The organism is Streptomyces sp. DSM 42067 (assembly GCF_055792885.1).
In genome coordinates this window covers 7,931,721-7,944,523 of sequence record NZ_CM147706.1, presented here as the reverse complement: position 1 = coordinate 7,944,523, position 12,803 = coordinate 7,931,721, and the positions used below count along the sequence as shown (strand labels likewise).

The window sequence follows — 12,803 nt, the reverse complement described above, 5'->3', positions numbered from 1 at the left end:
ACGGGCGATGACGGTGCGCCTGCGAGACATAGGCACAGCCGGGTCATCGTCGGACAAGGCCGGACATCGTCCGCGTGGCTAGAGTGCGCGAGTGCAGCGCCCGGGCGCCGGACGCCGCTGGGGGTACCTCCCACGCCGGAGCCGCATCAGGCGTCGCGGGGCTGGGGGCACCTCCCAGCGGTAGCTGGGGGAGGGAGCTTGACGACAGGGCCCAGGGCCACCCGTCATCCACAGCACAGCGCACGGCGCGCAGCACACCGGTCCGTCGTAGCGGAGGAACTCCCCACGCTGTGGCGCCCGCCGAGGCTGCACCGGCGTCGGCGGACGCCGCGACGGCTCGCCTCAGCGCAGCGTCCGAGCCACAAGGTGCAAGCGACGGACCCCGCTCACGTGTACGCACCGCGGTCACCGTCAACGCGACCCGTGAAGCCGCAGGACAAGCTCCGAAGCCCCTCCCGGCGTGCACGAACGCCACCGCCGTCGGCTGAGCGCGGGCCGTGGAGGCCCACTCGGGTCAGGCCGAGTGGGCCGCCTCAGTGCAGCCCCCGACCCGTATCCAGCACTTCCTGCGCCCGGGCCGCCAAGCCGTCGGCGCCGCAGGAGCGGGCCAGGGTGAGGCCGCGGGTCAGTTCGGCGACCGAGCGGGCCGCTATGCCGTACTCGACGCGGGCCACGGCGTGTTCGTAGGCGCAGGGCGATGCCTCGAGGTGGGCGGCGGCCTTGGCGTACAGGGTGACGGACCGCGGTCCCCTCTCCAGGGCCGCGGCGCAGCGCAGGGCCTCGCCGATCGCGGTGTCCGTGCCGAACCGCTCGGCCTGGCGCCGGGCAGCGGCGGCGATGCCGGCCGCGCGCCCCGGGTCGTCCGCGGCGAGCGCGCGGACGAGGTCGCCGGCCCATGGCGCCATGATCGGGTTGTATCCGCCGCGGGCCGCGGCCGCGTTCTCGGCCGCCTCCAGTTCGGTCACGCCCTCCTTGATGCGTCCCGAGGCGATCAGCAGCCGGCCGCGTACGGAATGGGCGTCCGGCACGACGATCGTGGACGGGTAGGGCGGTGCGAAGCCGTAGCGGTCGGCGATCTCCTGTGCCTGGTCGACGTGGCCGCGGGCCAGCAGGGTGTCGATGAGCATGCAGGCCGCGTCCCAGTGCATGGGCAGGCCGCGCCCGACACGGTCGGCGAGGCGCAGGCTCTCGCGCAGATACGCCTCGGCTTCCGTGAGTTTTCCGCGTATGCGGTGCACATAGCCGACGCTGGCATGTGCAAAGGCGAGGTGGCCGCCGCTCCACCCGGCGGTCTCGTAGGCGCGCAGCCCCTCGGTGAACAGGCTGTGGGCGCGGTCGACGCGGTCCGCGAACAGGTAGGAGACGCCGAGCATCAGGAGGAGTTCGAAGCCCCATTCGGTGTCGGTCCAGCCGAGGCCGGGGGCGAGGCTGCCGTTGACGAGCGCCCGGTCGCAGAACTCGACGACTTCCTCGGCGTTCTCGCCGCGCGCCATCGCGTCGAAGGCGCGCAGGATCAGCAGGGCGCGTTCGGAGTTGTCGCGGCCGGTGAGGGGTCCGGCCAGCTCGGCGAGGCTGCGGGAGCGGCCGGGCGAGTCCTGCTCGCCGGCATGGATGCCCTCCCACAGGTAGTGCATGGCGAGCAGCCGCATCCGCGCGGGCCCCGGTTCCAGGCGTGCGGCCTCGTCGTCGACGATGCGGACGGCCTCTTCCAGCTGGTCGTTGTGGACGAGCGCCTGCGAGAGGCGGCACACGGCGTCCACCCGCAGATGACCTTCCAGGCCGGGCACGGCCAGCGCCTCGCGCAGGTGGCCGATGGTGGTGGCGGGCGAGGTGAGGAAGGTGGCGCAGCCCAGTTCGTAGAGCACGCGCGCGTGGACGTCCGGCAGCGGCGGCTCCCGCAGGGCTCGCTCCAGACAGCGGCGGGCGGCGTCCGGGGCGCCCACCGCGAGGTGCTCGCGGGCGGCTTCGCGCATCTGCTCGACGAGCTCCGGGTCGTCGTCCGGGTGTACTTCGAGGAGGTGGCGGGCGGCGGCAGCGGCGCCCCGGCCCGACTGGGTGACGGCCCATGCGGCGTGGCCGTGCAGCGCGGTACGGGTCGCCGGCGGGATGGACCGGTAGACCGTACTGGCGATCAGCGGGTGCACGAACTCCAGCAGTTCGCTGCCGTCCTCGTCCTCGCCGCCGGTGAGGATACGGGCGGTCCGCAGTACCTCCGCGCAGCGTCGGGCCTCGTCGTGCCTCATCCCGGCGAGCGAGGCCGCGAGCTCGAGCGCGATGCTGGTGCCGAGGATCGCGGCGGCCCGGGCGAACCGGGTGACGTCGGTGCCCAGTGCCTCGAGCCGGTCGATAAGGCCGCGGCCACGTGCCGAGCGGTTGAGCGTACGCAGCTCGGCCGCGGAGGCCTCGACGGGCTCCAACTCGCTGTCCTGCACCTTCGCGAGCAGCTCCACCGTCTCGTACGGGTTTCCGCCCGTGACCGCCCAGACCTCGCGGCAGAACGGGGCGTCGGCGTGCTCGCCGAGTGTGGCGCGGGTGAGGCCCGTCGTCGCGTCGGGTGTGAGGGCGCGCAGGCTGGTGCGCGGGCGGGCTGCCGCGCCGATCCGCTCCAGTTGGCGGGCGTTCTCGTCGGCGGTGTCCCGCTGCCGGTGGGCGACCACGACGAGCACGGACAGGTCGTCGAGGCGCTCGGCGAACGCGGCGAGCCACTGGAGTGTCTCCTGGTCGGCCCAGTGCGCGTCGTCTATCAGCAGCACGAGTGGCCAGTGGAGCCGGGCGAGGCGGCGGGCCACGGCGACGAGGCCGTTCAACACGCCCTGCGGGTCGGCCTGTCGGCCCGTCGGCTGGGCGATGCCGAGGGCGGGCCCGGCGATGTCGTACCAGTCGCCGAGGTACTCGCGCGCCGCTCCCTCGGAGAGTGCGACGAGAGCGGGCTGCAGCAGCTGGCGCAGGACGTAGAAGGGGACGGAGGTGACGGTCTCGCCGCCGCGCGCGGACCATACGGTGCAGCGGCCCTCGGCGATACGGCCGATCTCGGTGAGCAGCGCGGTCTTGCCGATGCCCGCTTCGCCGCTGTAGACGAGGAGGCTGCCGGATGTCGCGCCGGAGTGGAGCGCGTCGACCGTCTGCGCGGCCTCGGCGATTTCGGAGTCGCGCTCCCAGAGCGGGGCTGGGACGAACCGTCCAGACCGGCCCTGCGTCATTCCGCTACCCCCTGAAACCCGGTGAGTCGACGTTCGGGAATCGAGCCTAGCGGGAGGACCGCCCCTGAGGTGAGGGGGTCGGGGCACCTTCCGCCGCATCAGGGCAAACGTCTTGTCGACAGGTGGACTTGTCCAGACCGACGTCCTGGGTTCGCCCGCGCATCATGGCGCTCACCGTCCCTTCTTCGCGCCGATCGGCGTCCCTCTCATGGGGATTTCAGGCGGGGCTCATACTGTGGCGTCCATGACGCAGGTGACTCCTCCTCCGGGTTGGTACCCCGACCCCGGGCAGACAAGTGACGGCCCCCGCACCGAACGGTGGTGGGACGGCAGTGTGTGGACGGACCAGACACGTCCCGTGGGATCCGCCGGTGCCTGGGGTCCCCCGACGCTGCCGTCCGGGGCCCCGCCGTATCCGGCGTACCCGGTGTATCCGGCCAAGTCCCCGCGCCGCGGCCTGCGTACGGCCATCGGCGCCGGTGTGGCTCTCGCGGTGCTGGCGGGCATCGTCGGCGGTGTCTACGCCCTCACGTCCGACGACGCTGGAGGCGGCCGCGACCGGGCGGACTCGGCGCCTTCCGGCGCGCCGTCGCTGCCGGGCGGGCCGGGTGGCGGGCCGGGCGGAGAGAGCGGTGCGCCGCGGGCGCCCGAGTCCGGCGGTCCGTCCGGCGGCCCTCAGACCGAGGACGGCTTTGCGACCGACCTGGCGAGCGGTATCAGCCTTCCCGTTCCGGACGGCTGGAACGGTCAGTCCGGGGCGGTCGGCGCCGGGGTGACGACGGGGACGTACAAGTGCCCGGGCGACACGTCGGAGTCGTGCGTGCGCGGCGGGGCGTTCTCCGTGCCGGCGGCGGCACTGGACATCAAGGCGACCACCGCGGAGGCGGCTGCCAAGGCCGACATCGAGAAGAACGCCGAGGAGTCCTACGGCGGGAAGATCTACGGCAAGGTCACCTCGCACGACGAGCTGGTGTCGAAGGCGGTGACCGTGGCGGGCCAGAAGGGTTATCAGGTCCGCTGGAAGGTCGTCACGGCCAAGGGCGACGACGGCTATGTCGAGTCCCTCGCGTTCCCGTCACCGGCCGACAAGGACACGCTCGTCGTCGTGCGCTTCGGAATCGACGTCAGCGACGAGGCCCCGAAGGTGTCGGTGATCGACGAGATCACGAAGGGGATCAAGGCCGCATCCGGAGGCGGCGGCAACGGGCGGGAGGTCTGAGCGCTCCCGAAGGGCCTGGGCACTGTCCGGTCTCTCGCAGGGCGCAGGGCCGCGGCGCTTGAGAGGCCGGGCGGGGTCCCTCTCCGCTCAGGAGGGACTCCGCCCGGCCGGGGGTGCGCGCCGCCCCCGTCCCCACGGTGCGGCGCGGGCAGACCGCCGCCCTGCCATCCGGGGGCGGCGGCCTGACGATCAGGCGTTCCGGGCCAGTCCTAGCGCGGGCAGCACGCAGGCCTCCAGGAAGCGCATGAGATACGGCGTGTCCGCGTCACACCCCTCCAGGAGAGGACGGGCACGCAACACGCCCAGCAGCTGTGCGCTGACGAACTCCGCGGCCGGATGGTCCTCCGGGATCTCGCCACGCTGCACGGCGCGTCGCACCATCTCCTCGATCACGCCGATCTCCGGATCGACGACCGCCTCGCGCAGTGCGCGCCGCAGCTCCTCGTCCTGCAGGACGGCGTGGCCGAGCGCCTGCATGAGCTGGGTGTCCCTGCCGGAGCGCTCACCCGCGAACCGCATCACCGCACGCAGGTCATCGGCCAGGCTGCCCGTGTCGATGTCCCCGAGCCCCGTACGGCTGTAGGCGCGCAACGCGGCGGCGACCAGCTGGGGCTTGGTCTTCCACTGCCGGTAGAGCGTCGACTTGCTGCAGCGGCTCCTGGCAGCGACGCCCTCCATGGTCAGGGAGCCATAGCCGTGCTCCCGGAGCTGCTCGCACACGGCGTCGTAGAACTCCTGCTCGCGCTCCGGCGTGATCTTGGAGCGGCGCGAAGAACTCACTGCATCTGCCGACTGCGACGTCATGGTCCCGCTCCTGGCTCTTCTCCTCGTCGGGTGGTCTTCCTCACCTTATCGATACGACAGCGTACCGGTACGGCAGCGTATCGGTACACTTCCGTATCGATGAGCGCTGAGCTGTCCCTCCACGAGAGCGGCTAGCCCTGCTCACAGCGGAACAAAGAGACAAGTCGCCAGTAAAGGGGCCGGTATGCCATCCCAGACCGAGCCTGCGGAAGCAGAACCAGAGCCCGATCCGGAGCCCGATCCGGAGCCCGAGCCAGAGAGACACGGGCCTGCGCCCGCCGCTGTCCGGCCCCCGCTACTCCGTGAACTGCTACTCGTCGCCGGTCTCTTCCTCGTCTACAAATTCGGCAGACAGCTGGCGAACGGCCACACCGACGAGGCCTTCGACAACGCCCACCGAATATGGAGCCTCGAGCGGGCCCTGCATCTGCCGGGCGAGGGCGCCGTACAGCAGCCGCTGCTGAACAGCGAGGCGCTCATCCATCTCGCCAACACCTATTACGTGGCCGTGCACTTCCCTGCGACCGCCCTCTTCCTGACCTGGCTGTATCTGCGACGGCCGCGGCACTACGTGTGGAGCCGCCGGGTGCTGGCCACCCTCACGGCGGCCGCGCTCGTCCTGCACCTGGCGTTTCCGCTCGCCCCGCCGCGCCTGCTCGACGCGGCGCATCTCGTGGACACCGCGCAGATGTACGGGCCCTCGGTCTACGGTGCGACGCCGGCGACCGACTCCATGGCGAACCAGTTCGCCGCGATGCCGTCCCTGCACTTCGGCTGGGCCCTGATGGTCGCCGTCGGCCTCATGGCCGCGACCCGGTCACGGTGGCGGTGGCTATGGCTGCTCCATCCGCTGCTCACCCTGCTCGTGGTGGTCGGCACGGCCAACCACTACTGGCTCGACGCGATCGCGGCCGCGGTTCTGCTGGGCGCGGCCCTGGCAGTCGTCCGCATGTCTCATGCGGGGGACCTGCTGCGGCCTCGCCGCTCGCTGGTGGTGGCGCGGGGCGGTGCCGCCCCGGCCGGAGCCGGCTCCATGGCACGGGCTAGGGCGGGCCGATGAGCGCCACACTCGTCGCCCTGGTGCTGTCGCTGCTGTCCGCGATCGCGTACGCGGTCGCCGCTGTGGCGCAGGAACGTCTTGCCGCGAGGAACCGGGAACCGGACACCGGCTTGCTGCGGCTGTTCCGCAGCGGGGCTTGGTGGGGGTCGGTGGCGCTGAACGCGTCCGCGGCGCTGCTGCACGTGGTAGCCCTGAGGTACGGGCCGCTGACCCTCGTACAGCCGTTGGGAGCGCTCACTCTGGTCGCCGCCGTGCCGCTGGGCGCACGGCTCGCCGGGCGGCGCGTCAGCCGTGTCGAGTGGCGCGGCACGGGGCTCACCCTCCTCGGTCTGGGCGCCCTTCTGCTCACCACGTCGGGGCCGGCCCCCGACGACACCCTCTCGTCGGCTCAGGCGGTGGGCGTCGCGGCCGCGACGATGCTGCTGATCGGTGTGCTCTCGCGGCCCGGCACCCGTCCCGGACTGCGGCACGCTTCCGCGTCCGGCATCGCGTCGGGCGTCGCGTCGGCCCTCACCCAGACCGTGACCGTGGCGGTCACGGAGCACTCGGGTCCGCTGCTCGAAGTCCGGGTGATCGTGGTGGCGCTGCTGGTCGCGGCCTTCGCGGTGGGCGGGCTCCTCCTGGCGCAGACCGCCTACCGGGGCGGCCTCGGCGCACCCCTCGCCGTCGTCACCCTGGCCAACCCGATCGCCGCCGCCGCCATCGGCCTCACCCTGCTCGGAGAGCGCTTCCAGGGCGGCCTCGCCGGCCTGCTCCTCGCCTTTGCGGGGGCGGCGACGGCCGCACGGGGCGTGGTAGTCCTCGCGCAGCACTCCGAGAACCAATCCCAGGCGCGGCAGCCGCTGGGCGCGCCGACCGTCGGTGGTCACGGTGATGGGGCGGGCGCGTTGGACTTCACCGGTCACGGTGGTGGGGCGGGTGCGTTGGACGAGCGTCACGCCTCGTACGAGCGCCGGGCCTGGGACGACGGCCACACCTTGGATGTGGGACGCCCCTGGGGAGGGGGCCGCGCCTTGAACGAGGGGCACCCCTCGGACGGGGGCCACGCCTCGTACGAGCACCGCGTCGTGGAAGGGGGCCGCGCCTCTGACGGCGGCTATGGCTCTGGCGGAGGCCACGACTCGGACAGGACCCCCGGGTCACACGAGCCCGCCTTGTCCCATGGGGCGCCCCCACCGTACGGCGCCGTGCCGTTCGGCAGGGTGCCCGACCCCCTCGGACCCGCGGTGCATGACAGCCCGCGTGGGCGCCCGTCGTACGGGCCTGAGTCCGCCGACGAACCGGTCCCCACCGGGCGCCGGCCTCGTCGCCGACGCGCCCGCGGCATCGCAGTGCTTGGCATTCGCGCCCGTGCGTGTCGGCGAAGGGGTCCCGTCGCACGGACCCGCGCCCGCTGATGTCGCGGCAGCCCCGAAGGGGGCTGCCGTCGTCGGCAACGCGACCGCCGCCGCGTACCGGCTCGGCCGTGCCTTCGAACCGCTCGCTGCCTACGAACCGGCAGTCGCGGCACAACCGAGCGGCCGGCCGCCGGCGCTGGGCTACAGGCTCACCCGAATCGCCGGCGGCCCGCTCCCCTCCCGCAGTTCCACGACCCCGATGTGCCCGGCCGCGCGGACGTCCTGGGCGACCTCCGCGAAGCGGTCGAGATCCGAACGGGACGCCGTCACCACTGCCTTGGTGACCTCCGTACGCATCGACACCTGCGCCTCCGACTTGGCCTTGCGGACCGACGCGATGACGTCCGAGGCCGTGCCGAGCAGCGTCTCGTCCACGCCCGCGGCCAGTCCGCGCAGCCGGTCCGCGTCGGGCCAGGCGGCACGGTGCACGGACCCCTCCGCCCACCACGACCAGACCTCCTCCGTGACGAAGGGGAGGACGGGAGCGAACAGGCGCAGAAAGGTGTCCAGTGCCGTCCGCAGCGCCGCGCGAGCGGACTGCGCGCCGGCGATGTCGCCCTGGTCGCCGTACGCACGGGCCTTGACGAGCTCGACATAGTCGTCGCAGAACCGCCAGAAGTACTGCTCCGTGCGTTCGAGGGCGCGGGCGTAGTCGAACTCCTCGAAGGCGACGGTGGCTTCCTCGACAGCGCCCGCAAGACCCGCGAGCATGGCGCGGTCGAGCGGCTCGGTGACGGAGGCGTCCGGTTCGGCGTCGCCGAAACCGAGCACGAACCTGCCCACGTTGAGGATCTTCGTCGCGAGCCGCCGCCCGATCTTCATCTGCCCGATGTCGAAAGCCGTGTCCGTGCCGGGCCGTGCGCCGGCGGCCCAGTAACGGACCGCATCCGAGCCGTACTGCTCGAGCAGGTCGACCGGAGTGACGACATTGCCCTTGGACTTCGACATCTTCTTGCGGTCGGGGTCCAGGATCCAGCCGGAGATCGTGGCATGCCGCCATGGCAGCGTGCCGTGTTCGGTGTGGGCGCGCACCACAGTGGAGAACAGCCAGGTCCGGATGATCTCGTGGGCCTGCGGCCGGACGTCCATCGGGAAGACCCGCGCGAACAAATCCGGGTCGGCCATCCACCGCCCGGCGATCTGCGGGGTGAGCGAGGAGGTCGCCCAGGTGTCCATGACGTCCGGGTCGCCGACGAACCCGCCCGGCTCGCCGCGCTGTTCCTCGCGGTATCCCGCGGGGGCCTCGGCGCTCGGGTCGACCGGGAGGGCCGCCGCGTCCGGGGCGATCGGCCGGTCGTAGTCGGGCTGTCCGTCCCCGTCGAGCGGGTACCAGACGGGGATCGGCACGCCGAAGAACCGCTGGCGGCTGATCAGCCAGTCGCCGTTGAGCCCGCTGACCCAGTTCTCGTAGCGCCTGCGCATGTGCGGCGGGTGCCACTCCAACTCGCTGCCGCGCCACAGGAGTTGCTCGCGGAGCTCGTGGTCGCGCCCGCCGTTGCGCAGGTACCACTGGCGGGTGGTGACGATCTCCAGCGGCTTGTCGCCCTTCTCGAAGAACTTGACCGCGTGGGTGACCGGCCGCGGTTCCCCCTCCATCTCGCCGCTCTCCCGCAGCAGTGCGACGATGCGCTCGCGTGCGGTGTGCGCGGTGGCCCCTGCCAGCCCTGCGTACGCCTCGCGCGCCTGAAGCGATGCGACACCGGCGGGCGGCTCCGCGACGAACCGGCCGTCCCAGCCGATCACCGGCCGCGTGGCGAGCCGCAGTTCGCGCCACCACGTGACATCGGTCGTGTCACCGAACGTGCAGACCATGGCGATCCCGGACCCCTTGTCGGGAGTCGCCAGGTGGTGCGCGTGGACCGGCACCTCGACGCCGAAGAGGGGCGTACGGACCGTCGTGCCGAACAGGCCCCTGTACCGCTCGTCGTCGGGGTGGGCGACCAGCGCGACGCACGCGGGCAGCAGCTCGGGGCGCGTCGTCTCGATCATGATCCGGTTGCCGTCGGCGCCGTGGAAGGCGAGCCGGTGGTACGCGGCCGGCCGCTCACGGTCCTCGAGCTCCGCCTGGGCGACCGCCGTACGGAACGTGACGTCCCACAGCGTGGGCGCCTCGGCAAGATAGGCCTCACCCCGCTCGAGATTCCGCAGGAAGGCCAACTGCGAGGTGGCGCGCGCCTCGGCGTCGATCGTCCGGTACGGCCGCGTCCAGTCGACCGACAGCCCCAGCCTCCGCCACACCTGCTCGTACGCCTTCTCGTCATCGGCGGTCAGCCGGTCGCAGAGCTCGACGAAGGTGCGGCGGGAGACGGGGATCTGTTGCTTTCCGGGCGTCTGAGGAGGCCTGAAGTCCGGGTCGTACGGCAGCGACGGGTCGCAGCGGACGCCGTAGTGGTTCTGGACGCGGCGCTCGCTGGGCAGGCCGTTGTCGTCCCAGCCCATCGGATAGAAGACTTCCTTGCCGCGCATGCGCTGGAAGCGGGCGACCGTGTCGGTGTGCGTGTAGGAGAAGACGTGCCCGATGTGCAGCGAACCGCTCGCGGTGAGCGGCGGGGTGTCGATCGAGAAGATCTCGTCACGCGTCTTGGAGCGGTCGAACACGAATACGCCCAGCTCGTCCCATCGCCCGGACCATTTCTCTTCCAGCCCGTCGAGGGCGGGCTTGTCGGGGGCGCCGTTGCGGCGATGGGTGAAGGTCATGCCCCGACATGCTAGCCAGGCGCCCGCCCGCGCGATCACTCATTTTTCGCGCGGGCGGGCGCACTACAGCGGCCAGCGGAAGCTAGTCCGTGATGATCGCCGGGTCGCTCACGCCCGGCTCGCCCGTCTCGACGTGTCCGGCGAAGCGGCGGCGGAAACCGGGGTCCGCGTCGGACACGACGGTCAGGTCGTACCAGCGCCTGCTCGCCCGCAGATCCACCGTGTGCGTCACGGTGGCGCCGGCGCGCAGCTTGAAGGTCTGGGGGCGGCCGCCGTACGCGTTGGTGAGGGTCAGGGTGACAGCGGTCGTGCCCGCGTTCTGGAAGGTGAGCTTCACGGTGCCGGATGCGGCGTCGTGGCGCGCGGTGGCCTCGGGGCCCGCCGTCTTCACGGAGCCTCTGAACGTGCGCAGGAAGCCGTTCGGTCCGTGCACGGACAGGTCGTAGGCGCCCTTCGAAGAGGCGGTGTCCCAGGTGCCCGCGACGGTCTTGCCCGCCTCGGTCGTGTACATCCACGGGCCGTACGTGGGGGTTCCGGACGTGACGTGGAAGGCGGCACCGGCGTGACGCCCGCCGCTGAAGGTGAGGGTGAAGGTTCCGTCGGCGGGGGCCGCCTCGCCGTCGGTGAAGGGGGCGTAGCGCAGCGGGCGGGCCGGGCGAAGACCCGGCTCCTGCTTGGGCATGCGCGGGTCCGCCGGCGGCGTCGGGCGGTAGTCGGGGTGGCGTTCGCGGTCCTGCGGCTCGTAGCCGTCGGTGTCGGGCAGCGCGGCCGACCGGCCGTCCTTGTGGGAGAAGTCGAAGGCGGAGGTCAGGTCACCGCAGATCGCGCGTCGCCAGGGCGAGATGTTGGGCTCCTGGATGCCGAAGCGGCGCTCCATGAACTGGACGATCGAGGTGTGGTCAAGGGTCTCGGAGCATACGTAACCGCCCTTGCTCCAGGGCGAGACGACCAGCATCGGCACACGCGGGCCGAGGCCGTACGGTCCGGCCGGGCGCTTGCTGTCGCCCGGGTAGAGGTCGAGGGAGACGTCGGCCGTGGACTTGCCCTGCGCGGCGGACTTCGGCGGGAGCGGCGGCACCACGTGGTCGAAGAAGCCGTCGTTCTCGTCGTAGGTGACGAACAGGGCCGTCTTCGCCCAGACCTGCGGGTTGGAGGTGAGCGCGTCCAGGACCTGCGCGATGTACCAGGCGCCGTAGTTGGAGGGCCAGTTGGAGTGCTCGGAGAAGGCCTCGGGGGCTGCGATCCACGAGATCTGCGGCAGCTTGCCGGCCTTGACGTCGGCCCGCAGCCGGTCGAAGTAGCCGTCGCCGTTCTTGACGTCGGTGCCGGTGCGGGCCTTGTCGTACCAGGGCGAACCGGGCTCGGCGTTCCGGTACTTGTTGAAGTACAGCAGCGAGTTGTCGCCGTAGTTACCGCGGTAGGCGTCCTCGATCCAGCCCCAGGAGCCGGCCGCGTCCAGGCCGTCGCCGATGTCCTGGTAGATCTTCCAGGAGATTCCGGCCTTCTCCAGGCGCTCGGGGTAGGTCGTCCAGTCGTAGCCGAGCTCGTCGTTGCCGAGGACCGGGCCGCCGCCCTGGCCGTCGTTGCCCGTGTAACCGGACCACATGTAATAGCGGTTCGGGTCGGTGGAGCCGATGAACGAGCAGTGGTAGGCGTCGCAGACGGTGAAGGCGTCGGCGAGCGCATAGTGGAAGGGGATGTCCTCGCGGGTCAGGTACGCCATGGTCGTGGTGCCCTTCGCGGGCAGCCACTTGTCGTACTTGCCCCCGTTGTAGGCGGCCTGGCCGTCGGTCCAGCCGTGCGGCAGGCCCTCCAGGAACTGCATGCCGAGGTCGTCGGCGTCCGGGTGGAAGGGCAGCACCTCCTGGCCGTCCTGCTCCTGGTGCCACACCGACTTGCCGCTGGCCAGCGTCACAGGGCGCGGGTCACCGAAGCCGCGCACGCCCCTCATGGCACCGAAGTAGTGGTCGAAGGACCGGTTCTCCTGCATCAGCACGACAATGTGCTCGACATCGTCGATCGTTCCGGAACGCCGCTGCGCGGGGATCGCCGCGGCCTTGGCGATGCTGTTCGACAGGGCGGTGAAGGCGGCGGTGCCGCCGGCCAGTTGGATGAAACGGCGCCGATCGATGTGAGGCATGGCTGGGTGACCTCTTGTCCGGTAAGACGAGCGCAGGGGGTGGAACAGAGTGACAGGAGTGTTCCAAGGGCCGGCGAACGTTCACGGAAGGCTTTCGTGGCGCGCGTGTGAAAACCGGGGGTCGGCGATGCGAACACCACGGCGGGCGCCGCCACTGGGACCCCACGCTCTAGCGCCGGACCGGCTGAAAGATTCAGCCAGTCCGGCGCTTGAGGACGAGCACGAAGGGCGACGATCCAGCCCGTCCGGCGTTTGAGGACGAGCCCGAAGGGCGACCAAACGGGGC

General features: G+C 71.7%; 6 protein-coding genes and 1 pseudogene. 3 read left to right on the top strand and 4 right to left on the bottom strand.

What is annotated here, in order from left to right; all coding sequences use genetic code 11:
- Positions 1 to 533: 533 nt before the first annotated feature.
- Positions 534 to 3,200 carry an ATP-binding protein gene (locus ACSMXV_RS35535; protein ID WP_473175212.1) on the bottom strand — a complete coding sequence of 889 codons (2,667 nt, stop codon included), beginning with the start codon at positions 3,198 to 3,200 and terminating at the stop codon, positions 534 to 536.
- A gap of 244 nt (positions 3,201 to 3,444) precedes the next feature.
- Between ACSMXV_RS35535 and ACSMXV_RS35530 the strand changes: the two genes are divergently transcribed.
- A complete protein-coding gene (locus ACSMXV_RS35530; protein ID WP_473175211.1) occupies positions 3,445 to 4,419 on the top strand; it encodes a DUF2510 domain-containing protein in 975 nt (324 codons plus the stop codon).
- 189 nt (positions 4,420 to 4,608) lie between these two features.
- Here the strand turns inward: ACSMXV_RS35530 and ACSMXV_RS35525 are convergent, their stop codons facing one another.
- Positions 4,609 to 5,223 (bottom strand): TetR/AcrR family transcriptional regulator, encoded by a 615-nt coding sequence (locus ACSMXV_RS35525; RefSeq protein ID WP_473175210.1) that lies wholly within the window; start codon positions 5,221 to 5,223, stop codon positions 4,609 to 4,611.
- Positions 5,224 to 5,407: 184 nt separating this feature from the next.
- Between ACSMXV_RS35525 and ACSMXV_RS35520 the strand changes: the two genes are divergently transcribed.
- Both ACSMXV_RS35520 and ACSMXV_RS35515 read left to right on the top strand, forming a co-directional pair.
- Positions 5,408 to 6,283 carry a phosphatase PAP2 family protein gene (locus tag ACSMXV_RS35520; protein WP_473175209.1) on the top strand — a complete coding sequence of 292 codons (876 nt, stop codon included), beginning with the start codon at positions 5,408 to 5,410 and terminating at the stop codon, positions 6,281 to 6,283.
- Positions 6,280 to 7,087, top strand: a pseudogene (locus ACSMXV_RS35515) (DMT family transporter); the annotation flags it as partial. The gene ACSMXV_RS35520 and the pseudogene ACSMXV_RS35515, both read left to right, overlap by 4 nt.
- Before the next feature lie 734 nt (positions 7,088 to 7,821).
- On the opposite strand, the gene valS reads toward ACSMXV_RS35515, so the two are convergent.
- Positions 7,822 to 10,377, bottom strand: coding sequence for a valine--tRNA ligase (gene valS, locus ACSMXV_RS35510; protein WP_473175208.1), 2,556 nt, complete (start codon positions 10,375 to 10,377; stop codon positions 7,822 to 7,824).
- Positions 10,378 to 10,459: 82 nt separating this feature from the next.
- Positions 10,460 to 12,517, bottom strand: a complete 2,058-nt coding sequence (locus ACSMXV_RS35505; protein WP_473175207.1) for a phosphocholine-specific phospholipase C — start codon at positions 12,515 to 12,517, stop codon at positions 10,460 to 10,462.
- Positions 12,518 to 12,803: the final 286 nt, after the last annotated feature.